The sequence below is a fragment of the Bacillus cereus group sp. BfR-BA-01309 genome (genome assembly GCF_022664315.1).
GTDB lineage: Bacteria > Bacillota > Bacilli > Bacillales > Bacillaceae_G > Bacillus_A > Bacillus_A mobilis.
Genome location: NZ_JAKUHE010000006.1, coordinates 269,609 through 294,725, shown reverse-complemented (window position 1 = coordinate 294,725; position 25,117 = coordinate 269,609). Strand labels below are relative to the sequence as shown.

The following is a 25,117-nucleotide window of genomic DNA, read 5'->3' as shown; positions in this document are numbered from 1 at the left end:
GCCTGTTTTATAAGCATTTGTGACACTTTTTGTTTGTTATGTTAAATGTCATTTCAATACTGTATTACTGCAGTTACCTTTTCTTTCTAGGACCAATAATTAATTTAATCGCCGTTCTTTCTTGATCATTAATAGTAACCTCTTGAAACGCTGGAACGAAGGCTAAGTCAATACCACTTGGAGCAACAAACCCTCTTGCGATCGCAATTGCTTTAATTGCCTGATTTAAAGAGCCAGCCCCAATCGCTTGAATTTCTACATTTCCACTTGTTCTTAGTACACCTGCAATTGCACCTGCCACTGAATTTGGTTTTGATTTTGAAGATACCTTTAATATATTTTCCATGTAAGTTGCTCCCTCTATTATTTAATCGCTCTTTTGTTACCGTTTAAAATATTTCAACGTATCTTTTACTACTATTCACACCAAAAGCAAACAATGCTACATATGTACATTCATTCGATACTTTTCGTCTTCTTCCTGCCCCGCTACGTAAATAAAGGTAAATAACCGTAAACTCTAATATACAAATATTTTAAAAGACAGACATTCGCTTTAACAATCACATCATTGCAACTAAGGGTACTGGTTTTATTTTTACATGTGAAAGTAAAATATGCGCTCCCGCTCCACCTCGACATCCCAATATATTCCACTGATATTTTCATCAAATTATTACCCTTGTCTTCTTCAAAAATGGTTACAGTTTCTATTCTATTACTATATTTCATCGTATTAGCACTTTATACTCCAAATCTATCACCTTTTATATAAGACAGGCATAAAATACTATGAGTATACACTTCATTCATAATAGGAGGTAATATATTGGGTTCGTACTATCATTCTTCAAACTCCAATAAAAAATGTTCATGTAAATCTTCTTCTAGCTCATTTAAAAAATGCTCATGCAATTCCTCTTCTAGTTCCTGTAAAAAAAGCTGTCCGGCATACGGCACTTTTTGGCAAACAGAGTTTATAACTGTTCCTTTTGGAGATCCTTTTCCATTTAATCACGTTGGCCCTAGAGCAGGAGGCGTTTCCTTACTAAATCCTACTACTATACAATTTAGTCAAGCGGGTGATTATAGAGTTTCTTTCATTTCAACGATTAACACTACTGTAAATCCTGTGTTTCCACATATTCCAGTCATGACTATATTTCTAAATGACAATCCACTTGCTAATAGTCAAGGTGACTTTGCTTTTCAAATGAATACTTCATCAAATAACGAATGCCTTCAACTAGCAGGCGAAACGCTCATTACAGTTACCGCTAATTCAACTCTTCAACTGAAAAATAATAGTGGTTTTAATCGTCAAAGTATTGCAACTTGTGATAATGGTATCAATTCAGTTGAATTAACAGTTATAAAACTAAGTTAATAATCATCTTCACATTTAGATGCTATTTCAGCATCTTTTTTTATTGAATACTGTTCTTTTGATTCCCATTATGCTTTTCTGTTAATCTAATAACATGAAAAAAGTACCGAACTCTTCTATTACAAAAGTTCGGTACTTTTTATATTAAAAATCCCTCATTCTTTCTTACTTCTCCACATAAACCGACTTAACAATTGTACGATTGTATGGTTGTCCTTCTTTATTCATTCCTTTTATATCCATCGTAACGTTGTATACTCCTGGTTGCTTTATGTCCTTCAAAGCACCAGTAAATGTAGTATTATTAACATTTTGTAATTCATTATATTCAGAGACTAGTTTCCCTTCTTTATTAACTACTCTTACTGTTATGGAAAGATCCCCTTTCATTTCAGGCGCCACAGGTGATTTTTTCAGTTTATACTCAGATTTATTCACTTTAACTTTTGTTGGCATTTGGAGAACAAATGGCGCGTTACTATTGTAATCGCTTACAACTAAATATGCATCTTTCGACTGCTTCGCCATCATTTTAACTTTCCATTCTCCTACATCCACTTTATCAAATTTAAATGTTCTAATTGTTGCACCATTAAAGAAAGATTCACCTTCACCAGTAGTTATAACACTATCCTTATTTGTATATACTTTTCCTTTTGGTGATATCATTTGTACTTCTACATCAGAAGACGCTGTTAAGATAGAAACGATTCCTTCAGCTTTTTTATCAACCGGAACAGTTTGCTCTATCCACTGATTTTGTGGCAATTCTCCTCCTAGTATGTTTTGATTTGAAGTCGTATTTAATTGTTCTATATTTTCATTTGAACTAGTGCTGGATGCTACTAAAGCTGGTACAGCTACATTTGATGTCCGTAAATATGGTTCAATTCGAGAGAAAACAGCTGATCCTTTTCGTATATTATCATGATCAAATTTGGAATCTGTAAATAAATGCGTTCCATACGGTAATTTAGCACTCCACTCATTTACTAATCCATCATTTGAACCGTATGATGACAAATAGAGCCCGCCCATAGATAAAGCAGAAAATACTGGTCCCCAGCTAGTCCCGGTAGCCGTATAGTAACTGTTTAATTTAGCTGCTGGATTATTATCAATCGTTGAACGAAATTTTGCCATTTCCCCCATTTGTAATGAATACGTACCATCATCTTTTTGACCTAATATAGAAGCAAGCCATCCCGCCCACCAACTATATGATAAATCCGCCAAGTTTGATCCATGATGTGGCGTCGCAAGCGTAATAACATTTCCGACAAATCGATTTGCGCCATATCCTACTAATGCAGCCTGTGTATCGATACCGCCTTTACTATGTGCTACAATATTAACTTTTTTACCGAAATGATTATATATTTCTTCTAATTTTTGTGCTAACAATTTTCCGTTGTCCCACTGACTAGCTGAGCCTTTTCCAGCAGCATCATATAATTGTATAAATACTGTTTGGTAGCCTGCTTTCAAAGCATAATCATACATATCATTTATATCGTGATACACTGTCTTTCCATACCAACTATCAGCATTCCCATTCCTTCCTTGTACAAAAAGAATTGGAGGTTTATTCTCATCATAATTTGCAGGTTTTTGACCTAAAAACCATTCTCCAGGTGTAGCTACTTCTTTATCTGGAAATCCTGTTTTAATTTCTTTTACTTCCTCCGCCTCTACCTTCGTACTAACAGCCATCGGAGTCATAATAAAAAATACGAGAAGTAATAACATACACCTTTTCAAAATCCTCATTAACATTCCCCCTTTTTTGAAAGGAAGTACTATTTTTACTCTAGTTATTTCTTACTTATTTTTTAGGTAAAAAAATAGTAACTGTCCTTTCTTATGAAACGTTATTCTCTCAACATGTATTCATTCCTTTTCCTATTAAGCTCATTAAAAATTTCTCAACATATTTCTAACTAAAAAAGCTGCGTATAAAAGGTTTATACCATAACCTTTTATACGCAGCTTCTTTCTTATAAATCAATGATATACTCATCATCATATTTATCATATTGGAGCCCTGACCCTATTTTTGATTCCGTAACTTGATCTCTTAAAAACGGTGCAGCTTCCATTTTGCTAGTTGCAATTTCAATTCCATATTTTTTCGTTAAATGGGCTAATTCTATTAAAAACCACTCTCTTCGCAATGTAACTGGAATATCAAATGTTCTTCTTTTCATATATAATAGCACCTCTTTAATTTTCATAACTTAAAAAACATTATAGTATATGCATGTCCATTTTAAATGTGCTATTAATAAAACATAATTTTAGTTTACATAAAATTATTATGTAGTAGTAGAAAGAGGCTTGTCCTCCTCTTTCTACTGTAGAGATTTAAATTAAGAACATCTTGGTACACCGAAAGCCAAGAATAAACCTGCTACTCCTGCTGTAATCGGTACTTTCAAAGTAATTACATCGTCTACTTTCGTTACTAAAAAGTAAGCATTACCTTCTTGTAACACACAATTCACTAACAATTGAAATTCCATTCAAATCTCCTCCTTTCAATCGATATACTATACTTTATGAAATATCGTTAAAAACGTAATAGGAAATATATCTATTTTTCCTTATATATAAAATAAATGTTTATGAGTCTATTAAAAATACTAATTTTCTAAATTTATATAAAACGTGTAATTACCAATAAGTTCCTATATAATCAATAGTGAAAATCTTACAAATGGAGGTATAAAAATGGCGATTTTGAGTAATATTGGTGCAGCTTTATTTTTTATTGCTTTTATTCTTTTAATTTTATGTATCATTTCATTCTTTAAGAAAAATGGAAAAACAAAACAATACGGTCGTCCTACCGTTATTCTTTTTATGATTTCAATTCTCTTAACAGGAATGGGCACTACAAAATCTGAACACCCAGTCATCGATTTTTTTGCTACTTTAAGTTTAATTTTATTTATTTTTTTCCTTGTTTTAGCAATCTTATCTGTAATTAAAAAGACGGGTGTAGCAAAAAAACAATTTATTATCACTGCTATTTTATTTGTCATTTTTGTTGCATTATCAAGTATTTCAAACCCTACTTCTGAAAAAAAGACAGCAGCTAGTAAAAAAGTTTCTTCTAACAATGCAGAACAAAAAGAGAACGAGAAGAAAAAAGAACTAGAAAAGAAAGAAGCGGACGAAAAAACTCAAAAGCAAGAAGATGAGAAGCGTCAAGCGGATGAAAAAGCTCGTAAGCAAGAGGATGAAAAACGCCAAGCCGAAGAGCAAGCTCGTAAACAACAAGAAGAGCAAAAACGTCTAGCTGATGAACAGGCTCGTAAACAACAAGAAGAACAAAAACGTCTAGCTGATGAACAGGCTCGTAAACAACAAGAAGAGCAAAAACGTCTAGCTGATGAACAAGCTCGTAAACAACAAGAAGAGCAAAAACGCCAGGCCGATGAGCAAGCTCGTAAACAACAAGAAGAGCAGAAAAAAGCACAACAAGTTCAAACACAACCAGCTTCTGGAAATACTGGTAATACATACTACAAAAATTGTGCTGCAGTTAGAGCTGCAGGAAAAGCTCCATTATATAGAGATCAACCAGGATATAGCTCTCATCTCGATCGTGATGGCGATGGAATTGCATGTGAAAAATAGTAATGAACAAAGAAGCTTCTAGTAAGCTTCTTTTTTATTACATAGTATTACGACTAATTACCTCCTCTCTCTTCCTTTTATAAAACTCATTTTATTATTCTCAAAACTGACACACTATAAGTGATTTCAATCACCACATTGATTTTCATTTATCGCTATTCTTAATTTAGATACTATATTAAAACTTTATGGAGGCATTCATATGGAACATACATTTACTGAAACTTCAATTGTTGGTGAGATTGTTACACAGTTCCCGAAAGCTAGTGATCTTTTTAAATCGTATAGAATAGATTTTTGTTGTGGCGGTAATAAGCCACTTATTGATGCAATTCATGAAAGAAATTTATCAGCTTCTGAAGTAATTACAGAGTTAAATACGCTTTATCATAATACGAAACGATTAAATGAATCTGAAATTGATTGGAAAAATGCTTCTTATCGTGAATTGATTGATTATGTAATTCATAAGCATCATCGTTATTTAAATGAAGAGTTACCACAGTTAAGTCCATATGTGACGAAAGTGTTACGCGTTCATGGAGCGAATCAGCCTCATTTAGCTCAAATTCATAAGCTATTTCATGAACTTAAAATGGAATTAGAACAGCATTTAATTAAAGAAGAAACAAAAGATTTCCCATTAATTTTAGAATTTGAACAAAATCCAACTGATGAAAACTATGCAAAGTTACGTAAAGTAGTAGATGAACTAGAAAATGAGCACAATCATGCTGGAAATATTATAAAAGAACTTCGTAAAGTGACAAATGACTTTACTCCTCCAGAAGGCGCTTGCGGCACTTATCGACTTGTTTACCAACGTCTTGAAGCGCTAGAGTCTGATTTATTTGAGCATATTCATTTAGAAAATAATATTTTATTTCCGCGTGCGATTACGAAAGCATAAATAAAAGCAGGACATAAGTATTTCTACTCATGTCCTGCTTTTTCATTACATGAATAACATTCACACTTCTCCCCTTCACATAAACCCGAATTTTAATAATTTGTGAATCATTATAGAAATGTGATAAATATCACATCTCCCCCTTTTTTGATTTTCTATAATAGGAATATAATCCTTTGTTCAATATTTCACATAAAAGGGGAAATAAAAATGAAAAAACGTTTAGTTATGATCGGAAATGGTATGGCGGGCATACGCTGTATGGAAGAAATATTAAAACATGATAGTGATTCATATGAGATTACTATTTTTGGAGATGAACCACATCCAAACTACAACCGCATTATGCTCTCTCATGTTTTACAAGGCAAAACAAATATGCAAGATATCATTATGAATGAATACAGTTGGTATGAAGAGAACGAAATAACTTTGTATACGAATGAAAGAGTTCAAAGTATTAACAGAAAAGAAAAAATTATTATTACAGAAAAGAATCGTATTGTTACATATGACAAACTCATTATAGCAACAGGCTCTAGTGCTTTTATTTTACCTGTTGAAGGTTCCACTCTTCCTGGTGTAACAGGATTTCGAACTATTGAAGATACACAATTTATGATCGATACCGCTAAAGAAAGGAAAAAGGCCGTTGTCATTGGTGGTGGGTTACTTGGTTTAGAAGCTGCAAGAGGTCTAATTGATTTAGGAATGGACGTACATGTTGTTCATTTAATGCCTAGCTTAATGGAGCAACAACTAGATACGAAAGCAGCTTCTCTTCTGCGTGAAGATTTAGAAGCACAAGGCATGAAGTTTCTAATGGAAAAGAAAACCATAAAAATTATTGGTACAGACTATGTTGAGGGCATTCAATTTGAAGATGGTGAAGTTGTAGACTGTGATTTAATCGTAATGGCTGTCGGAATACGACCAAATACGCAAATAGCAAGAGATGCTGGTCTAATTGTCAATCGCGGCATTGTAGTCAATGACTATATGCTAACAAACGATGAATCCATTCATGCAGTTGGCGAATGCGCAGAACATGATGGTATCGCATATGGACTTGTTGCCCCTCTTTATGAACAAGGCACAATATTAGCGAAACATATAACAAATTTACAAACGAATGGATATACGGGCAGTATCGTCGGTACGCAATTAAAAGTTGCTGGTTGTGATTTATTCTCTGCTGGCCAAATTTATGAAGATGATCAGACTAAAGCAATATCAATCTTTGATGAATGTAAACGCTCCTATAAAAAAGTTTTAATTCGTGATAATAAAGTCGTCGGTATCGTTTTATATGGTGACACAGCTGATGGTACACGCCTCTTTAGCATGTTAAAGAAAGAAGAAGATATTCAAGACTATACAGCCGCTTCCCTTCTTCACAAAGCTGGTGAAGAAAGTGAACTTGACGTTGCTACAATGAGTGCGGATGACACGATTTGTGGATGTAATGGTGTTACGAAAGGTACAATCGTCCATGCCATTTTAGAACAAGAGCTAACTACTTTTGAAGAAGTAAAAGGATGCACGAAAGCTGCTGGTTCTTGTGGTAAATGTCGTCCGCTTGTGGAACAAGTTTTATCTCATACACTCGGAGATGCTTTTGATGCTTCAGCGCAGTCTGCTGGTATGTGCGGATGTACAACTTTATCACGTGATGAAGTCGTAGCAGCCATTCACGAGAAAGGTTTAAAATCTCCAAAAGAAGTACGCAATGTTCTTGGTTTTGCACATGAAGACGGCTGTTCAAAATGTCGCCCTGCTTTAAATTACTACTTACGGATGGCGATTCCAGAAGAATATGAAGATGATAAATCATCCCGTTACGTTAATGAAAGAATGAATGGTAATATCCAGCATGATGGTACATTCTCTGTTATTCCACGTATGTACGGTGGTGTTACAACAGCTGATGATTTAATGAAAATTGCGGAAGTTGCGAAGAAGTACGATGTTCCTCTTGTGAAAATTACAGGTGCGAGCCGAATTGGCTTATATGGTGTTAAGAAACAAGATTTACCTAACGTATGGGCTGACTTACATATGAATTCGGGATATGCGTATTCAAAATCGCTTCGTAATGTAAAATCGTGCGTCGGTTCTCGCTTCTGCCGTTTCGGTACGAAAGATTCATTAGGACTTGGTATGTTACTTGAACAATCATTAGAAATGGTAGATACACCACATAAAATGAAGATGGGTGTAACGGGCTGTCCGCGTAACTGTGCGGAAGTACTAACGAAAGATTTTGGCGTTGTTTGTGTCGAAAATGGATACCAACTTTATATTGGCGGAAATGGTGGTACGGAAGTACGCGAAGCTGATTTTGTAATGATCGTCTCTACTGAAGATGATGTCCTTCGCATCGCTACAGCTTATATGCAATATTATCGTGAAACTGGTATTTACGGAGAGCGTACTGCCTACTGGACAGAACGTTTAGGCTTCGATCATATAAAAGAAATACTTCAAGATGAAAGCATGGTTACTACGCTAAATGAACGCTTCCAAACAGCTCGTAGCACATATACAGAAGCATGGGGACAAGCGCTAGAAACGAAATCATTAAAAGCGATGTATAAAGTAGAAACTGTGAAATAAGGAGCTGTGATCTATATGATACAAACGAAAGAAAAAATAAAAGTCATGCGTGCGGAAGACCTTCCTATTCAAATCGGTAAAGAGGTACAAATGAAAGGTATGTCTATCGCTCTATTTCGCCTTTCAAATGGTGATATTCGAGCTGTAGAAAATCGTTGTCCTCATAAAAACGGACCGTTAGCAGAAGGAATTGTATCTGGAGAATTCGTCTTTTGTCCACTGCATGATTGGAAAATCTCATTAATAACAGGTGAAGTTCAAAAACCTGATGACGGCTGTATCCAAACTTACGAAGTAGAAGTTATTGATGGTGACATTTATTTATACATGTAATTTTCGAAAGGAAGCCTCCTCTGGCTTCCTTTTAAATAAAAATTGATGAGGTGCGATTATGAACGGATATGTATATTTAGTTGGTGCGGGACCAGGTGATGAAGGGCTTATTACAAAGAAAGCGATAGATTGTTTAAAGCATGCAGATATTGTCTTATATGACCGTTTATTAAACCCTTCTTTTCTTCGTTATACAAAAGAAACATGTGAACTTATTTATTGCGGAAAAATGCCAAAGAATCATATTATGCGACAAGAAATGATTAACGCCCACCTCCTGCAATTTGCGAAAGAAGGAAAAATCGTCGTCCGATTAAAGGGCGGAGATCCATCTATTTTTGGCCGTGTTGGTGAAGAAGCAGAAACTTTAGCAGCGGCGAACATTCCATATGAAATTGTACCAGGTATTACATCTAGCATCGCCGCTAGTAGCTATGCAGGTATCCCCCTCACCCACCGTAACTACAGTAATAGCGTCACTTTACTAACTGGGCATGCGAAAGGTCCTTTAACCGATCACGGAAAATATAATTCATCCCATAATAGCGATACAATTGCCTACTACATGGGTATACAAAACTTACCTACAATTTGTGAAAACTTACTACAAGCAGGAAAAAAAGATGATACGCCAGTAGCCGTCATTGAATGGGGTACAACTGGAAAACAACGCGTTGTCACAGGAACTCTTTCAACCATTGTTTCTATCGTCAAAAACGAGAATATTTCAAATCCATCCATGACAATTGTTGGTGATGTCGTTTCCTTACGGGCTCAAATCGGTTGGAAAGAACGTAAACCATTACATGGTAAAAAAGTTTTATTTGCATCCGCAACAAATAAAACAAGTTCAATGATGCAAAAGTTACAAGAATCCGGTGCAGAAATATATCAAATTCCTACTTTCAAAAAGGCAGAATACACATTAACACTTGAACAAATCGATGAAATTTTTAACGTTAACCGCCTTGTTTTTTGTTCACCTGAAAGTGTAGAAATATTGATGAAATCATGTAGTAAACACCAAAAAGATATTCGTTCTTTACAGGCGCGACTACAACATATGAACGTTACCACTCAAGAAAAACTTTTACAATATGGGCTACTAAGTAAACAAGCAGAGTTTTCTTCCGATACTACTGCTTATTTAAGCAGAAATATTAATCGAATTGCTTTTATACAAGAGAAAATTGGTGCTGGCTCCTACATGATGACTCATGAATATACTATTGATCATCGTTTTGATGAAGTCCATTCTCGTATGCTTTCTGAATTCTCATGGGATAGCATTGTGTTTGATGGGCGTGCCTCAATTGATACATTTTTAACAGAAATAAAACGACTTGGCTTTAGCGATATTCTTACTCTTCCCTTCTCGTATACCGACATTCCAACTTTACACTATGCGAATAAAGTCGGATTTCATCATATAGATGAGCAATTACAAGACATGATTATGAAGAAAGATTTGGTGGTACGATGAAAGGTATTTTATATGTTGGACACGGGAGTCGTTTGCAAGAAGGTAATGAACAATTCATTCACTTTATTCATTCTGTTATGACAGAACGTAACGAAAGGATTCAAAAAATAGCTTTCCTAGAACTAACAACACCTACTATTTCGGATGCAGTTACAGAAACGATACTAGAGGGCGCAACTGAAATAATGATTGTACCTGTTTTATTATTTGCAGCAGTTCACTATAAACGTGATATTCCTTTTGAAATAGAGCAACTACAAAAGAAATATCCACAAATAACATTTTCAGTTGTACCTCCTTTTAGTACGCATCCATATATGGTGGAACTTGTCGTAAAAAGAATACGTGAAGCTATGCCAATGCAAAGTAGTAGTATTTTACTCGTTGGACGAGGCAGTAGTGACCCACAGCCTATACAAGAGTTACAACAAATCGGAGCAGCTGTCGAGCGAAAACTCGGTATGCCAGTAATATGTTCCTTTTTAACGAAAGGATTACCCTCTTTTACTGCTGAGCTAAAGACTATAACATCGACTGCATCCCATGTATATGTCATGCCGTACCTTCTCTTTACCGGATTGTTGCTTCAAAAAATTAAGTTGCATACAAAAAAATATGATCACGTTACGACTTGTAACTGTCTTCAGTTTGATACATATATGAAGTTAACGTTGTTAGAACGAATGGAGGAATGTGTGTATGTATGACATGCACCCTCTTATGCTTAATCTAAATAAAAAAGTGGTCGTTATTATTGGTGGAGGTAAAATTGCATATCGAAAAGCGTATGGATTAAAGGATACAGGCGCTTTTGTCACCGTTATCAGCCCAGAAATTTGCGAGGAAATGAAAGAACTCCCTTATATTTCATGGAAGCAAAAAACTTTTAGTAATGATGATATTAAAGATGCTCACCTTATTTATGCGGCTACAAATCAACATGATGTAAATATGATGGTCAAACAAGCCGCCCACGATTTCCAGTGGGTTAACGTTGTAAGTGATGGTACAGAATCATCTTTTCACACACCTGGCGTCATCCGACATGATGAATATGTTGTCACTATTTCAACTTCAGGTAAAGATCCATCGTTTACGAAGCGTATGAAGAAGGAACTAACATCTATTTTCCCTAAACTAATACAAAAGATTTCTCGTACACATAAATCGTAATTTATCTTTTATCTAACTATGTATTTACTTTGGACAAACGTTTTTTAAAAGCGTTTGTTCTTTTTATTATTTAGCAAATAATTGACACTCCTACCTCTTAGAGGAAGTTCTTTTCTGTTATCCTAGACGTGTAAGAGGCGGAGTGCCTTTATCTACTTGTTCTGTTAAAGGTTCCATTATTTGAGTTCATACATTTATCTCTTCATTTCTTTATCTGTAGGCAAAACAATCGCAGCTATTATATAAAGTAACACCGTAAATCCACTAGTAAAAAAGGCTGATAATGCAGTTACTATACGAAGGATACTAACATCAATTCCATACTTATCGCTTAAACCACCTAATACACCGGATACTTGTTTATCTTGAGTGGACTTATATAATTTTTTCATCTAAACACCCCGATCCAATTAAATATTTGTATATTAAAAATTAGTTCGATCTTTGGAAGAAATTTAAACTTTCTTTAACTAACCTACCCTTTAATTGAATAACATCTGATATCTATATTTTAACATAAAACCCCATAAAACTTCTGGTTTTCATTTTAATACCACATTATTTTAGAAAACAAGCTTTGTTAAGATAGCAATATAACATATTGAAGCCTCTTACTAAAAGAACCATCCTAGATTACTTTAGGATGGTTCTTTTTCTTAATTAATGATTCTTTAACATCACTAACAGCTTTTCTTGACTATACATCCATACTGTAATGATTAAACAAGCAAGTGCGACTTCTGATAATGCCATAAATCCAATTGCATAATGGCCTGTTAGTTGGAATAGTAAAGTTAAAATTAGTGGCGGGAAGAACCCTCCTAGTCCGCCTAAAGCTGAAACGAGTCCGTTTACAATCCCTGCTTGCTCTGAGAAGTACATTGGAACGAGTTTGAAGATTGTACCATTACCAATCCCTGCACAAAATGCTACTAGTAAGCAACCAAATGTATACACGTTCATACTAGGCATAAATGATAAAATAATACCTGAAAGTGTTAAACCGATAAATACGAAGATTAATATTTTAAACGGGTTAAACTTATCACCAAGCCAACCACCAATGGGACGCATCATTGTTGCTAATACGATGAATCCGGCTGTCCGCATACCTGCATCCACTTTCTCTAATCCGAAGTGAGATACTAAAAAGTTTGGTAAGTATACTGTAAATGCGACAAATGATCCGAATGTTAAAAAGTAAAAGATACATAGAAACCAAAGTTTTTCATTTTTATATACACCTTTTATTTGTTCCATTAATGGTGTATTCACCTTTTTCTCCTTACGATCGCCTAATAAAAAGTTTATAAGTGCAAATGCTGCAAGTAAAATTAAATAACACTGTACTGTCGTTCTCCAGCCAACTGAAGTTGCAATGACAGGTGCTAAAAACGAAGTAATTGCTGTTCCGGCGTTACCGACACCGTAAATACCATTTACAAAACCGTGACTCTCTTTAGGAAAGTATTTCGGTAAAGAAGTTACACCTACAGAGAATACTGCGCCACCGATTCCGACAAATAATCCGCCAATAATTAAATCCATCATTGAATTGGCAACACTAATATAAAAGACAGGAAATAATAATAGAATAAAACTAATAAAGAATAATTTTCTTGCTCCAAAACGATTTGTCCAATAACCAATTGGAATGCGAAGAACAGAACCTAAAATAACCGGTACTGCTGTTACCATAGAAATTTGTCCCGCAGTTAATGGAATATCCGCTTTAATATAAGGCATTAATGATGATAAAATGACCCATACCATAAAACCGATAACTAGATTAGAAGTTTGTAAACTTAATTGAAAATTAGGACTTTTCATCCTGTTCCCTCCTATGTATGCATAGTTATATTCATTCCCTCCAGCCTAATCACGTCCTAACATGATTAGGCTGAAAAGAATCAACCACCACTTACTGGCGGAATCATTGCTATAACATCGCCAGTTTGAATGATGTCATCCTCATTTGCATACTCTTCATTGATAGCGACCATGATCTCACTTGAAATCGCTACGTTGTATTTTTTAGTGAGCACTTCCTTTAGTTCAGCAACCGTAATATTTTCACAATCTATATGTAATGCTGGCTCGCTTACTTCTTCTTGTAAATGTGCAAATAATAGTACTTCAATCATATTCTCATCTCCTTTTCAGGCTCACCATTCTCATCTCCTTTTCAGGCTCACCATTCTCATATGCTACCTTCTCTAACTGATCACCAATCCATGATTCACCATCTTCCCAAAACTCTTTCTTCCAAATGGGAACAATTTGTTTTATACGCTCCATAATATATTCGTTCGCCTCATAGGCAGCTTTCCGGTGTGGTGTAGAAACAGCGACGACAACAGCACGATCAGAAATTTGTAATGTACCAATGCGATGTGTAATGGCGACATATGTCTCAGGCCACTTCTCTCCTACTTCGGTGCCAATTTTCTCAAGCTGTTTTTCTGCCATTGTTTTATATGCTACATACTCTAAATATAGCGTACGACGGCCTTTCGTAAATTCTCTAACAGTACCAATGAAAGTAGTAACTGCTCCGCACTCACGACGAATTACTTTGTTTGTAACTTCTTCAATTGAAATAGGTGTATCAATTACTTCATAATACGTATGTGTCATCTTGCACCTCTTGTCTTTGTATAAGTTAGTAATCTATTTTTCTATTATTTGTATGATCGAAGTGGTTCTTCCCAAGGCCACTCACTTCCGGCGTTTGATTCTAATAAAAGTACCGAAACAGTAATTCCTGCTTTAAATCCTCTCGTTCCTCCCGGCAGGACGATAAATGTATTCGCTTCTGCAAGTGAAGAAATTGCACTAGATTTATCTAAACCAACTGGTGTAACTTGTAATTGACCATCTACAATCTCTACTCTCCCTCTTACAAAACGAGTAAACGGATTTGCTTTCGGAAAGTCTTTCTGTAAAATTGCTTCTGCACGATATACGTGCGGATTTTTCCTATGCAAGTATGTTCCAATGACTGGTCGAACATATAATTCACATCCGACATAACAAGCTGAAGGATTACCAGATAGACCAAATAATAGTTTTCCTTCTAACTCAGCTACAGTTGTCACACTTCCTGGTCGCATTGCTATTTTATTGAAAAGTACATTAGCTTGTAATCTCTCATAAATAGCAGGTAAATAGTCATAGTCTCCTACTGAAACACCACCAGTTGTAATTAAAATATCGACTTCTTTCATCGCTTTTTTTACAGTGTTATAACACGTCTCAAAATCATCAGCGAATTGTCCATAATACTGTACAGCCCCGCCCGCTCGTTCAATTTGAGCAGCAATCATATAAGAGTTACTATTTCGTATCTTCCCTGGCTTTAATTGTTCATGTACTTCAAGTAGTTCACTTCCTGTCGTTATAATTCCAATAACCGGCTGTTTTACAACTTGCACTACACTATAACCAAACGTAGAAAGAAGCGCCACTACTCCAGGGTTAATAGCAGTCCCTTTTTTCACAAGGATGGTATTTTGTTTTACATCTTCACCTTTAAAAGAAATGTTATCACCGGCGGCAAAGGAGCGTTTTAATTTCATATACGTCTTTTCTTTTTCTTCAAATCCTTCTGTTAACTCTAACATAACAACGGCATTACACCCGAATGGAATTGCCGCTCCTGTCATAATACGTACAGCTTGAAATGGTTTCACTTCTTCTGTAAAAACAAAACCTGCTCCAATTTCGCCAATCACTTCAAACCGAATTGGGTTACTGCTACTTGCTTCTTTTGTATCTTCTGCTCGAATCGCAAATCCGTCGTATGGAGAGCGATCAAAATGAGGGACATCATGATCTGCAATAACATCTTCTCCAAGCGTTCTACCGTAGCTTTCTATAAGAGAAACCATTTCTATTTCACCCTGGTAGGCATATTCCATTACACGCGCAACTGCTTCTGCCACTGGAATTGGTATACGTTTTTCTAACATTCTTTTTCACCTCGTTTTAATAAACTGAAACTCTCTTTCTATTCATCCTATATATTTTGCGTATAATCGTTTTGCTAATTTCACATCATTTGTCCCATGAATAAATGCCCTACCGTCTGTAAATAAAACGAAACGATATTCATCAATTAGAAATGATAGTAAGTACGGCGTTCTTTTGACATGTACACTTTTTTGTAATCGTTTTTGAATTTCGGTTAAATTAAGATCTCTCTTTATTCCTGAACGGATTTGAACTGTATTCCGTCCGCATAACACTTCCGTTTTCATTTGCGCTTCAAATGTTAAACTTGGATACGTTCGTAATTCCCCACAAGATGGACATGTACTTTTCTTCTGTCTATTTACTTTTAATGAGAGATATTGATTGTTCCAAATATCCAATGATAACATCGTCCCCCTTAGCGACTCATAATCATCTAGCAATATTTTCATCGCCTCTGTTACTTGGTGAGCAACTACCATCTGTACAGCTGGCTGAATGATTCCAGCTGTATCGCATGTTGCACCGCCTATTGGATGATCCATTAAGCAGCGAAAACATGGTGTTTTCCCAGGAAGAATTGTATACGTTACACCGTAACTTCCGATGCATCCACCGTATATCCAAGGTATATTTTCTTTTTGTGAAATGTCATTTATAAGTAGGCGCGTATCAAAATTGTCAGTCGCATCTATGATGAGACCCACATCTTTTGTTAACTCTTCTATTTCTTGCATCGTGACATCCGTTACAACTGGTACAATTCCCACTTCAGAATTAATCTTTCTTAAATGCTCTGCCGCTGCAATTGCTTTCGGTTTGCACTGGTGTGCATCTTCTTCTGTATATAACTGTTGCCGCTGTAAATTACTCCATTCGACGTAGTCACGATCGGCAATTATCAATTTCCCAATTCCCATCCTAACGAGTGCTTCGGCATTCGCAGCTCCTAGTGCACCCGCACCGATTAAGAGCACATGCTTTTCTCTTATTTTTCTTTGTCCCATTTCACCAATTCCAGAAAACAATACTTGCCTTGAATATCGATCTTTCATAGAGAATCCTCCTTTCACTATCCGCCAATGTAAGACATTTCAACTTTTGGGCGTGTACTTGTACTTTCCGCCGTTCTTTCATCTGAATATCGATCTGTTCTATATCGCCACGTATGTTGTAAAATTTTTAATAGTGATGCATCCGAAATATTTTCTCGAAGAAGCGTTCGCAAATTCGTTCCTTTCGTTCCAAATAGACACGTAAAAAACTTGCCGTCTGCCGAAATACGAGCTCTCGTACAAGAAGAACAAAATGACTCTGATACTGAAGTAATAAATCCAACTTCTGAATCGCTCCCTACATATCGATACAATTTCGCAACTTCTCCAAAGTAACGAGGTGGAACAGGCTCAATTGGATATACTCGATTAATCTTCTCTATTAATTGTTCCTTCGTAATAACTTGTTCAAAATCCCATCCGTTCGTACTGCCTACATCCATAAACTCGATAAAACGGAGCTGAATTTCTTGTTCTTTAAAATAACGGGCCATATGAAGGATTTGACTATCATTCATTCCTTTTTTTACGACCATATTTACCTTTACTTCTAATCCAACAGCCTTTGCTGCTTCAATTCCTTTCAGTACAGGTTTTGTACTTACATTTCTTCCGTTAATTTTTTTGAAGGCGTGGTCCTCTATCGCATCTAAACTAATATTTACACGTTTTAATCCCGCCTCTTTTAGCGCCTTAGCGTGTTTTGCTAAATGAATACCGTTTGTTGTGAGCCCAATATCTTTTAAACCTTCTAGCTTTGTAAGACTTGCAATTAACTGCGGTAAGTCTTTACGCAATAAAGGTTCGCCGCCAGTAAGCCTAATTTTATTGACTCCCATACTTATAAACAATCTTGCTAATCTTTCTATTTCATCGAACGTTAATAAAAACTCTTCTTGTAAAAAAGCGTAATCAGGCCCGAACACTTCAGCAGGCATACAATATGTGCACCTAAAATTACAACGATCAATAACTGAAATACGCAAATCTTGAAGTGGCCGTTCTAAAGAATCTTTCATTTTCTCGTGCATCTATATCCCTTCTTTTCTACTGCAATCCTTAGTAAGCTATCGTTTTTTTATTTGCCTTCATTATAAAAAAGAAGCGACATATTCAATGTGACTTTTCTCACATTACTTTCCCCATTCAAAAATTCTTCACAAATCTGTTCGCATTTTGTTCACATCTTCAATCCCTACTCCTTACGGTCATTGAAATTTTACAACAATTTTGAAATAGCTCTTGCATTTTCAGCATACTTACACTCAAAATAGGAAATGTATTGCTTATAAGAAGAAAGGTGATTGCTGTGACAAACAGTATGAAATTATCTCAAGATTTAAAGGAATTACTTGCATCTGTTGAATATAAAATGCAAATTAAAAAAGGATGTTTTATTTTTCAAGAAGGTATGGAGGCGACCGAACTCTATATCATCCACTCAGGAAAAGTACAAATTAGTAAATTAAGTGCTGATGGGCAGGAATTGACACTCCGTATTTGTTCGGCATATGACATTATTGGAGAATTAACATTGTTCACGGACAATGCGAAGTATTTATTAAATTCAAAATGCCTTGAAGATGTGGAAGTAGGCGTTATAAAGCGTGAAGCATTAGAAAAAGAATTACTCCAAAAGCCGGCACTTGTATTTGAATTTATGAAATGGATTAGTGAACATTTAAGAAGAATGCAGACGAAGTTTCGAGATTTAGTATTACATGGCAAAAAAGGTGCCCTGTATTCTACTCTCATTCGAATGACAAATAGTTATGGTGTGTTAAAAGAAAATGGTATTCTCATCGATTTACCTTTAACGAATCAAGAACTTGCTAATTTCTGTGCAACTTCACGTGAAAGTGTAAATCGAATGTTAAATGAATTAAAAAAGCAAGGTACAATTTCTATTCATAAAGGAAAAATTACAATTCACGATTTACAATTTTTAAAACGTGAAATTGCTTGTGAAGATTGCTCTGCTTCTGTTTGTAGCATTGATTAGCATTTTATTGAGATTTATACCTATAAAGAAAGCCGAGGTCTCCAATTAGATCTCGGCTTTCTTTATAAATTACTAAACATATAAAACAAAATTATTTTTTCAATTCATTTGGAATACGTCTTCTGTAAATTACATAACTACGGCTTACGTATTTAATTGGGGCACTAAAAACATGTACAAGTCTTGTAAATGGCCATACTGCGAAAAGCCCCATCCCTGCGAGAATATGAATTTTAAACCATACAGGTACTTCCGCCATATATTCAACTTTCGGTTGAAAAATAAAGAGACTTCGGAACCAAGGACCGATTGTTGTACGATAATCAAACCCTTTTGAGTCGATGTTTAAAAATGTTGAAGAAAGTCCTGCTAGCATTACGATAAGCAATAATATAAGCGCAATATAATCTCCCTTTGTACTCGTTGCAATGATGCGTTTTACTGTTACGCGGCGGTACGTTAATATAATTAAACCGATGATAGAAGCAACACCTGCCGGAAGCCCGAAACTAATTGCCATTATGTGATACATATGCTCAGAAATACCTATTGAACGGTATACAGCTTCTGGAATTAAAATCCCCATGACATGACCGCCAATTACGAACATAATCCCAAAATGGAATAGTAGACTTCCGATTCGGAGCATTTTCTTTTCTAATAGTTCACTAGATTTTGATGTCCATCCAAATTGATCATAGTTGTATCTGAAAATATGTCCACCGATAAAGATTGCAAAAATGATATAGGGAAACAATACCCATAGAAATTGATCCATCATTTTGACAACTCTCCTTTCTAATTTGTCTGTACACCCCATGTATCGATAGCGAGTAGAACAGCCGCAAGAATTGGTTCATACATACTATCTGCTTCTTTTAACTGAACGTGTAATGCTTGTATGTTTTCCTTGTATTTACTCATAATTGGTTCACTGTCTTGCTCATTTGCATTTGCAAAAAACTCTAGTAAAAGAGGTAAATAATCAGGTAGTTCTTTATCTGTTACTTCAAAACCAGATTTTTTATAATGCTGCTTTAACTCTAGTAATTCAATACCTCTTTCTCTTTGTTCACCAGTGTTCATATAAGTAAGATACATATTTGTCTTTTTACCAAAATCAAATGTATATACGTAACTATCAATAAGTTGATCGTTCGTTTTATTTAGTACTTGTTCTATAAATGTTGTAAGTGGAGCTTTAACTTCGTCCTGCTCAATTGCTTCAACCTCTTCTTGTAATTCAACTAAAGCTTCTCTCCACCCGAGTTCCGGGTAGGAGAGAAGGAATGAAGAACACGAAAAAGCAGTTTGTAAACTTTGTTTCATATTTTTCCGCCCCCATTATTTAAGAAATTGTCATACAAGAGCCTGGACCACCTGCGAAGGATAAACCACAGCTTCCTTGTTCGTTATATAAATCTGCAACTTGTTCGCGGTGAGACGTTGGGATTACGAAGCGATCTTTATATTTTGCAATCGCAAGAAGTCGATACATATCTTCTACATCCTGTTTCGTTAAACCGATTTCTTTTAATACAGCTTCATTTGGTTCTTTATTAATTTGAAGTGCTCTCATATGTGTTCGCATAACAGCCATTTTTTTCAATGTAAGACGAATATGTGATTCATCTCCTGCAGTGAGTAAATTCGCTAAATATTGAATTGGAATACGCATATTATCAATAGCAGGGAAAATCTCTTCTGCTTGCCAGTTACTACCTTTTCCCTCCACCATGTTCATAATCGGGCTAAGCGGCGGGATATACCAAACCATCGGCATAGTACGATACTCTGGGTGAAGAGGTAGAGCGATTTTCCAATCGATAATCATTTTATAGATTGGTGACTGTTGTGCCGCTTTAATCCATTCTTCAGGAATCCCTTGCTTTTTCGCTTCAGTTACTACTTCTGGATCATTTGGATCTAAGAAAACCGTAAGCTGCGATTCATATAAATCTTTTTCATTTTCAACAGAAGCCGCTTCTTTTACTTTGTCAGCGTCATATAGCATTACCCCAATGTATCGAATACGTCCTACACATGTTTCCGAACAAATTGTTGGCATACCTGCTTCAATACGAGGGAAACACATTGTGCACTTTTCAGCTTTATTCGTTTGCCAGTTAAAATACACTTTTTTATATGGACAAGAAGATACGCAAAATCTCCATGCACGACATGCATTTTGATCGACAAGAACAATCCCATCTTCTTCACGTTTATACATCGCACCAGATGGACAAGAGGATACACAAGATGGATTCATACAATGTTCGCATATACGTGGTAAATACATCATAAAGACATTTTCAAAATCCGTTTTAATTTCTTCTTCCATTTTCTTTACGTTCGGATCTTGTAATCCTGTTATATGTCCACCGGCTAAATCATCTTCCCAGTTTGGACCCCATTCAATTTTATCAATAAATTCACCTGTAATTGCTGATTTCGGACGAGCAACTGGCTGATGCTTACGCTGCGGACTATTTGTTAACGTTTCATAATCATAGTTCCAAGGTTCAAAGTAATCATCAATTGTCGGTTGGTCTGGATTATGGAAAATATTCATAAGGCGCTTCATTTTCGAACCGGATTTCAGCTGAATTTCACCATTTTTCAATTCCCATCCACCTTTATATTTCTCCTGATCTTCCCATTGCTTCGGATAACCAATACCAGGCTTCGTTTCTACATTATTGAAATACATATATTCAGCACCTGGACGATTTGTCCAGGTGTTTTTGCATGTTACGCTACAAGTATGGCAGCCGATGCATTTATCTAGGTTCATTACCATTCCGACTTGTGCTTTAATCTTCAAGCCAATCTACCTCCTTCAGTTTGCGAATTACAACATTTAAGTCGCGCTGATTCCCAGTTGGACCATAATAGTTAAATCCATAGCTTAATTGGCCATATCCGCCAATCATATGTGTCGGTTTTACGTGAATTCGAGTTGGACTATTATGCGTTCCCCCGCGATTACTTGTTAATTTCGTTCCAGGTACGTTAATGTGGCGATCTTGCGCATGATGCATAAATGCCATTCCTCTCGGTATACGGTGCGTTACAACAGCACGCGCTACAACAACACCGTTACGGTTAAAGCACTCGATCCAATCATTATCTGCAACACCAGCTTCTTCAGCATCCTCTTTATTCATCCAAACGGTTGGACCACCTCTAAACAGCGTTAACATCGGTAATGAATCGAAATACATACTATGAATTGACCACTTATTATGCGGTGTTAAATAGTTCAATGTAATCTCTTTTCCTTCTACTTCAGGCCGTGATTTACGGAACGGTTTATGTTGCAGAATCGGTTTAAATGTTGCCATCGTTTCACCAAACTCTTTCATCATTTCATGATCTAAGTAGAAAGATTGTCGACCAGTTATCGTTCTCCAAGGAATGAGACGTTCCACATTTGTAGTGAATGGTGAGTACCGACGTCCACCTTTTTCTGAACCTGTAAAGGCCGGAGAAGTAATTACTGTTTTTGGTTGCGCCGTAATTTGTTCAAATGTGAAGCATTCTTCTTCACGTTCTTCTGCTAAATCACGTAGTTTTAAATCCGTTTGTTTTTCAAGTGCTTCCCATGCTTTTACAGCCATATGACCGTTTGTTGTAGAAGAAAGTGTTAATACCGCTTCAGCAGCATTGATTGCTTCTTTTATGTCTGGGCAACCTTTCGCAATAGAATCCGTTCGAACGACTCCTAATCGGCTCTTTAATTGCTCATATTCTTTTTCTGCAGACCAAGAAATCCCTTTCGTACCAATCGGTTGTTTTCCGGCATTTGGTCCTAGCGCAGTCATTTTGTCATAAATCGTTTTATAATCCCTTTCGACAACATGAATTTGTGGCATCGTTTTACCTGGTATTGGTTCACACTCACCTTTACTCCAGTCTTTAATTTTGCCAAGTGGTTGCGCTAATTCTTGCGGTGTATCGTGAAGAAGTGGTGTTGCCACAACTTCTTTCATTGGTTCAAGATCGATTTTCTTCGCTAAATCAGACACGGCTTTAGAAAGAGAAGTGAAAATATCCCAGTCAGAGCGCGCTTCCCACGGTGAACCAATTGCCGGATTAAATGGATGTACAAATGGATGCATATCTGTACTACTTAAATCATGCTTTTCATACCAAGTTGAAGCAGGTAAGACGATATCAGAATAAAGCGCTGTTCCAGCCATACGGAAATCTAAATTAATGAGTAAATCAAGCTTCCCTTCTGGCGCTTCTTCATGCCATTTAATTTCTTCTGGTCGCAACGAATCACTATCGTCATTCATTAATCCGTTCGTTGTACCTAACAAATGTTTTAAGAAATATTCGTGGCCTTTACCAGAACTTGAAATTAAATTTGCACGCCATACGAATAAGTTGCGCGGGAAGTTATTTTTGTTATCTGGATCTTCAATTGCGAATTTCAGTTCTTTATCTTTTAATTTTTGTGCAACGTATTTTCCGATTTCTTCTTGCGTTGTTGCACCTGCAGCAACAGCTTCTTTATATAATTCAATCCCATTTTTCTCGAATGTCGGATACGAAGGCAACCACCCAAGCCTTGCTGCTAATACGTTGTAATCACCGTGATGTTGATAACGAGAGTTGCCTTCTACTGGTGATGCTAAATGTCCAACTGGTGTATCTTCATAGCGCCATTGATCTGTTACGAAATAGAAGAAAGATGTACCGTTTTGTAATTTCGGTGGCCCTTGCCAATCTTTTGCCATCGCGATTGTTTGCCATCCTTCCGCTGGTCGCAATTTTTCTTGACCAACATAATGCGCCCAACCACCGCCGTTTACACCTTGCGCTCCGACGAGAAGTACAAGATTTAAAACGGCGCGATAAATCGTATCAGAGTTAAACCAATGGTTAATACCAGCTCCCATAATAATCATTGAGCGACCATTCGTATCAACAGCATTTTGTGCGAACTCACGAGCGATTTGAATAATAAGTTCTCGTTTCACTCCTGTCATTTTTTCTTGCCATGCAGGTGTAAACGGTACGTCATCATTGAAATCTTTCGGCTCTTGTCCGCCGAGTCCTCGGTTCACGCCGTAATTCGCTAACGTTAAGTCATATACAGTTGTAACGAACACTTCACCTTCTTCTGTCATAACCTTTTTCACTGGAATTGTACGTTCTAATATTGTATTTCCATCATCAGAGAAGTACGGAATTTGTACAGTTTGAACACTATCTTCCATTCCAAGTAAAGAAAGACGCGGATTAATCTTTTCACCGGTTTCTTCATCTTCTAAACGTAAGTTCCATTTCTTTTCGTTATCCCAACGTGACCCCATTGTACCGTGAGGTGTTGCAAAATCATTCGTGTTCTCGTTCCAAAGTACAGGTTTCCATTCTCCTAACTTCGTTTCGCGTCCAATATCAGAAGCATTTAAGAATCGATCAGCAACGAATTGGTCTCCTTTTTGTTTCAATGTGACGAAGAAAGGAAAATCAGTATATTGCTTTGCATACTTTGTGAAGTATTCCACTTGATTATCTACGTAAAATTCTTGTAAGATTACGTGCCCCATTGCCATCGCAAGTGCACCATCTGTACCTTGTTTCACACTAATCCAATCATCCGCAAACTTTGTAGATTCAGCGAAGTCAGGACTGACAGAAACGACTTTCGTTCCTTTATATCGAACCTCTGCTAAAAAGTGTGCATCTGGTGTTCTCGTCATCGGTACATTTGAACCCCACGTCATAATGTAACCAGAGTTATACCAATCGCTACTTTCTGGTACATCTGTTTGATCGCCCCAAATTTGCGGAGAAGCTGGTGGTAAATCTGCGTACCAATCATAAAAACTAAGCATCGGTCCACCCATAAGTTGCATAAAGCGACTACCAGCTGCATGACTTAACATCGACATAGCTGGAATTGGTGAGAAACCAACATTTCGATCTGGACCGTATTTCATTACTGTGTATAGTAAAGAAGCTGAAACGAGTTGTAACACTTCATCCCAATTCGCACGAATGAATCCCCCTTTACCACGCGCCTGCTTATACGTACGTGCCTTCTCAGGGTTTTCCACAATGCTTTTCCAAGCGTCTAGTGGTGACTCGTTATTTTTCAACTCCTCTTGCCACATATTCCAAAGAACACCACGTACATACGGATATTTCACACGAAGTGGACTGTAAATGTACCAAGAAAAGCTTGCTCCACGTGGGCATCCTCGTGGTTCAAAATCAGGCATATCAGGACCTGTAGTCGGATAGTTAAGCTCCTGTCCTTCCCAAGTTACAATTCCATCCTTCACATATATATTCCAGCTACATGAACCAGTACAGTTCACGCCGTGTGTAGAACGAATTACTTTATCATGCTGCCAACGCTTTCTGTACACATTCTCCCATTCGCGATCTTCATATGTTTCTTGTGTATGATTATCGTTATAACGATCTATTGGTGAAAAATATTTTAAACGTCTCATTAGTGCTGAAGGTTTCTTCTTCATAATGTTCACTCCTTTAATACGTCTCTCTTACATACACTTACTATAAA

Annotated in this window: 24 protein-coding genes; 9 read left to right on the top strand and 15 right to left on the bottom strand. The window is 36.4% G+C overall.

Annotated elements, in window-relative coordinates; all coding sequences use genetic code 11:
- Positions 1–73: 73 nt before the first annotated feature.
- On the bottom strand, positions 74–346 hold the full coding sequence (spoVS, locus tag MR115_RS14325; RefSeq protein ID WP_061678591.1) for a stage V sporulation protein SpoVS: 273 nt from the start codon (positions 344–346) through the stop codon (positions 74–76).
- Positions 347–829: 483 nt separating this feature from the next.
- Here spoVS and MR115_RS14320 point away from each other — a divergent pair, with 483 nt between their 5' ends.
- On the top strand, positions 830–1,387 hold the full coding sequence (locus tag MR115_RS14320; protein ID WP_242241731.1) for a preprotein translocase: 558 nt from the start codon (positions 830–832) through the stop codon (positions 1,385–1,387).
- 165 nt (positions 1,388–1,552) lie between these two features.
- Here MR115_RS14320 and MR115_RS14315 read toward each other — a convergent pair whose 3' ends face one another.
- The 3 genes from MR115_RS14315 to exsG all read right to left on the bottom strand — a co-directional run bounded on the left by MR115_RS14315 (position 1,553) and on the right by exsG (position 3,909).
- On the bottom strand, positions 1,553–3,136 hold the full coding sequence (locus MR115_RS14315; RefSeq protein ID WP_375337815.1) for an esterase/lipase family protein: 1,584 nt from the start codon (positions 3,134–3,136) through the stop codon (positions 1,553–1,555).
- Between the two features lie 248 nt (positions 3,137–3,384).
- On the bottom strand, positions 3,385–3,594 hold the full coding sequence (locus MR115_RS14310; protein ID WP_046959276.1) for a hypothetical protein: 210 nt from the start codon (positions 3,592–3,594) through the stop codon (positions 3,385–3,387).
- 162 nt (positions 3,595–3,756) lie between these two features.
- A complete protein-coding gene (exsG, locus tag MR115_RS14305; protein WP_000395675.1) occupies positions 3,757–3,909 on the bottom strand; it encodes an exosporium protein ExsG in 153 nt (50 codons plus the stop codon).
- 208 nt (positions 3,910–4,117) lie between these two features.
- Between exsG and MR115_RS14300 the strand changes: the two genes are divergently transcribed.
- The 7 genes from MR115_RS14300 (at position 4,118) to MR115_RS14270 (ending at position 11,544) form a co-directional block, all read left to right on the top strand.
- Positions 4,118–5,029: an excalibur calcium-binding domain-containing protein gene (locus MR115_RS14300; protein ID WP_242241729.1), complete on the top strand. Its 912-nt coding sequence runs from the start codon at positions 4,118–4,120 to the stop codon at positions 5,027–5,029.
- 202 nt (positions 5,030–5,231) lie between these two features.
- On the top strand, positions 5,232–5,939 hold the full coding sequence (gene ric / locus MR115_RS14295) for an iron-sulfur cluster repair di-iron protein (protein WP_242241728.1): 708 nt from the start codon (positions 5,232–5,234) through the stop codon (positions 5,937–5,939).
- Between the two features lie 210 nt (positions 5,940–6,149).
- On the top strand, positions 6,150–8,555 hold the full coding sequence (gene nirB, locus MR115_RS14290) for an NADPH-nitrite reductase large subunit (protein WP_242241727.1): 2,406 nt from the start codon (positions 6,150–6,152) through the stop codon (positions 8,553–8,555).
- Positions 8,556–8,570: 15 nt separating this feature from the next.
- Positions 8,571–8,888 carry a nitrite reductase small subunit NirD gene (gene nirD / locus MR115_RS14285; protein ID WP_087959673.1) on the top strand — a complete coding sequence of 106 codons (318 nt, stop codon included), beginning with the start codon at positions 8,571–8,573 and terminating at the stop codon, positions 8,886–8,888.
- A gap of 58 nt (positions 8,889–8,946) precedes the next feature.
- Positions 8,947–10,371: a uroporphyrin-III C-methyltransferase gene (locus MR115_RS14280; protein WP_242241726.1), complete on the top strand. Its 1,425-nt coding sequence runs from the start codon at positions 8,947–8,949 to the stop codon at positions 10,369–10,371.
- Positions 10,368–11,078: a sirohydrochlorin chelatase gene (locus MR115_RS14275; protein ID WP_242241725.1), complete on the top strand. Its 711-nt coding sequence runs from the start codon at positions 10,368–10,370 to the stop codon at positions 11,076–11,078. Before MR115_RS14280 ends, MR115_RS14275 begins: the two co-directional genes overlap by 4 nt.
- A complete protein-coding gene (locus tag MR115_RS14270; protein WP_242241724.1) occupies positions 11,071–11,544 on the top strand; it encodes a precorrin-2 dehydrogenase in 474 nt (157 codons plus the stop codon). The genes MR115_RS14275 and MR115_RS14270 overlap by 8 nt, the downstream gene beginning before the upstream one ends.
- A 194-nt stretch (positions 11,545–11,738) precedes the next feature.
- Here MR115_RS14270 and MR115_RS14265 read toward each other — a convergent pair whose 3' ends face one another.
- The 7 genes from MR115_RS14265 to moaA form a co-directional block, all read right to left on the bottom strand.
- A complete protein-coding gene (locus MR115_RS14265) occupies positions 11,739–11,936 on the bottom strand; it encodes a PspC domain-containing protein (protein ID WP_097818563.1) in 198 nt (65 codons plus the stop codon).
- A gap of 268 nt (positions 11,937–12,204) precedes the next feature.
- Positions 12,205–13,374 (bottom strand): nitrate transporter NarK, encoded by a 1,170-nt coding sequence (gene narK, locus MR115_RS14260; RefSeq protein WP_242241723.1) that lies wholly within the window; start codon positions 13,372–13,374, stop codon positions 12,205–12,207.
- A gap of 80 nt (positions 13,375–13,454) precedes the next feature.
- Complete coding sequence (gene moaD, locus MR115_RS14255) at positions 13,455–13,688, bottom strand: molybdopterin converting factor subunit 1 (protein ID WP_242241722.1); 234 nt, start codon at positions 13,686–13,688, stop codon at positions 13,455–13,457.
- 4 nt (positions 13,689–13,692) lie between these two features.
- Positions 13,693–14,181 (bottom strand): molybdenum cofactor biosynthesis protein MoaE, encoded by a 489-nt coding sequence (locus MR115_RS14250; protein ID WP_242241721.1) that lies wholly within the window; start codon positions 14,179–14,181, stop codon positions 13,693–13,695.
- 44 nt (positions 14,182–14,225) lie between these two features.
- The gene (locus MR115_RS14245) at positions 14,226–15,515 is read right to left on the bottom strand and encodes a molybdopterin molybdotransferase MoeA (RefSeq protein WP_242241720.1); all 1,290 of its coding nucleotides are present in this window, start codon (positions 15,513–15,515) and stop codon (positions 14,226–14,228) included.
- 42 nt (positions 15,516–15,557) lie between these two features.
- On the bottom strand, positions 15,558–16,571 hold the full coding sequence (locus MR115_RS14240) for a molybdopterin-synthase adenylyltransferase MoeB (RefSeq protein WP_242241719.1): 1,014 nt from the start codon (positions 16,569–16,571) through the stop codon (positions 15,558–15,560).
- A 17-nt stretch (positions 16,572–16,588) separates the two neighbouring features.
- Positions 16,589–17,602, bottom strand: a complete 1,014-nt coding sequence (moaA, locus tag MR115_RS14235; protein ID WP_242241718.1) for a GTP 3',8-cyclase MoaA — start codon at positions 17,600–17,602, stop codon at positions 16,589–16,591.
- 278 nt (positions 17,603–17,880) lie between these two features.
- Here moaA and MR115_RS14230 point away from each other — a divergent pair, with 278 nt between their 5' ends.
- Positions 17,881–18,573 carry a Crp/Fnr family transcriptional regulator gene (locus MR115_RS14230; RefSeq protein WP_016129254.1) on the top strand — a complete coding sequence of 231 codons (693 nt, stop codon included), beginning with the start codon at positions 17,881–17,883 and terminating at the stop codon, positions 18,571–18,573.
- Between the two features lie 91 nt (positions 18,574–18,664).
- Here the strand turns inward: MR115_RS14230 and narI are convergent, their stop codons facing one another.
- Genes narI through MR115_RS14210 form a run of 4 tightly spaced genes read right to left on the bottom strand, consistent with a single transcriptional unit; the run spans position 18,665 to position 25,070 of the window.
- Positions 18,665–19,354, bottom strand: a complete 690-nt coding sequence (gene narI, locus MR115_RS14225) for a respiratory nitrate reductase subunit gamma (protein WP_242241717.1) — start codon at positions 19,352–19,354, stop codon at positions 18,665–18,667.
- Between the two features lie 17 nt (positions 19,355–19,371).
- Entirely contained in the window at positions 19,372–19,902 is a 531-nt protein-coding gene (narJ, locus tag MR115_RS14220) for a nitrate reductase molybdenum cofactor assembly chaperone (RefSeq protein WP_242241716.1), read from the bottom strand.
- A 19-nt stretch (positions 19,903–19,921) separates the two neighbouring features.
- On the bottom strand, positions 19,922–21,397 hold the full coding sequence (gene narH / locus MR115_RS14215) for a nitrate reductase subunit beta (protein WP_242241715.1): 1,476 nt from the start codon (positions 21,395–21,397) through the stop codon (positions 19,922–19,924).
- A complete protein-coding gene (locus MR115_RS14210) occupies positions 21,387–25,070 on the bottom strand; it encodes a nitrate reductase subunit alpha (RefSeq protein WP_242241714.1) in 3,684 nt (1,227 codons plus the stop codon). Before MR115_RS14210 ends, narH begins: the two co-directional genes overlap by 11 nt.
- Between the last annotated feature and the right edge of the window lie 47 nt (positions 25,071–25,117).

Excerpts from the sequence above, each read along its gene's own strand:
- spoVS (WP_061678591.1), bottom strand. The coding sequence starts at position 346 with ATGGAAAATATATTAAAGGTATCTTCAAAATCAAAACCAAATTCAGTG.
- MR115_RS14315 (WP_375337815.1), bottom strand. The coding sequence starts at position 3,136 with ATGTTATTACTTCTCGTATTTTTTATTATGACTCCGATGGCTGTTAGT.
- MR115_RS14310 (WP_046959276.1), bottom strand. The coding sequence starts at position 3,594 with ATGAAAAGAAGAACATTTGATATTCCAGTTACATTGCGAAGAGAGTGG.
- exsG (WP_000395675.1), bottom strand. The coding sequence starts at position 3,909 with ATGGAATTTCAATTGTTAGTGAATTGTGTGTTACAAGAAGGTAATGCT.
- MR115_RS14300 (WP_242241729.1), top strand. The coding sequence starts at position 4,118 with ATGGCGATTTTGAGTAATATTGGTGCAGCTTTATTTTTTATTGCTTTT.
- ric (WP_242241728.1), top strand. The coding sequence starts at position 5,232 with ATGGAACATACATTTACTGAAACTTCAATTGTTGGTGAGATTGTTACA.
- nirB (WP_242241727.1), top strand. The coding sequence starts at position 6,150 with ATGAAAAAACGTTTAGTTATGATCGGAAATGGTATGGCGGGCATACGC.
- nirD (WP_087959673.1), top strand. The coding sequence starts at position 8,571 with ATGATACAAACGAAAGAAAAAATAAAAGTCATGCGTGCGGAAGACCTT.
- MR115_RS14280 (WP_242241726.1), top strand. The coding sequence starts at position 8,947 with ATGAACGGATATGTATATTTAGTTGGTGCGGGACCAGGTGATGAAGGG.
- MR115_RS14275 (WP_242241725.1), top strand. The coding sequence starts at position 10,368 with ATGAAAGGTATTTTATATGTTGGACACGGGAGTCGTTTGCAAGAAGGT.
- MR115_RS14270 (WP_242241724.1), top strand. The coding sequence starts at position 11,071 with ATGTATGACATGCACCCTCTTATGCTTAATCTAAATAAAAAAGTGGTC.
- MR115_RS14265 (WP_097818563.1), bottom strand. The coding sequence starts at position 11,936 with ATGAAAAAATTATATAAGTCCACTCAAGATAAACAAGTATCCGGTGTA.
- narK (WP_242241723.1), bottom strand. The coding sequence starts at position 13,374 with ATGAAAAGTCCTAATTTTCAATTAAGTTTACAAACTTCTAATCTAGTT.
- moaD (WP_242241722.1), bottom strand. The coding sequence starts at position 13,688 with ATGATTGAAGTACTATTATTTGCACATTTACAAGAAGAAGTAAGCGAG.
- MR115_RS14250 (WP_242241721.1), bottom strand. The coding sequence starts at position 14,181 with ATGACACATACGTATTATGAAGTAATTGATACACCTATTTCAATTGAA.
- MR115_RS14245 (WP_242241720.1), bottom strand. The coding sequence starts at position 15,515 with ATGTTAGAAAAACGTATACCAATTCCAGTGGCAGAAGCAGTTGCGCGT.
- MR115_RS14240 (WP_242241719.1), bottom strand. The coding sequence starts at position 16,571 with ATGAAAGATCGATATTCAAGGCAAGTATTGTTTTCTGGAATTGGTGAA.
- moaA (WP_242241718.1), bottom strand. The coding sequence starts at position 17,602 with ATGCACGAGAAAATGAAAGATTCTTTAGAACGGCCACTTCAAGATTTG.
- narI (WP_242241717.1), bottom strand. The coding sequence starts at position 19,354 with ATGATGGATCAATTTCTATGGGTATTGTTTCCCTATATCATTTTTGCA.
- narJ (WP_242241716.1), bottom strand. The coding sequence starts at position 19,902 with ATGAAACAAAGTTTACAAACTGCTTTTTCGTGTTCTTCATTCCTTCTC.
- MR115_RS14210 (WP_242241714.1), bottom strand. The coding sequence starts at position 25,070 with ATGAAGAAGAAACCTTCAGCACTAATGAGACGTTTAAAATATTTTTCA.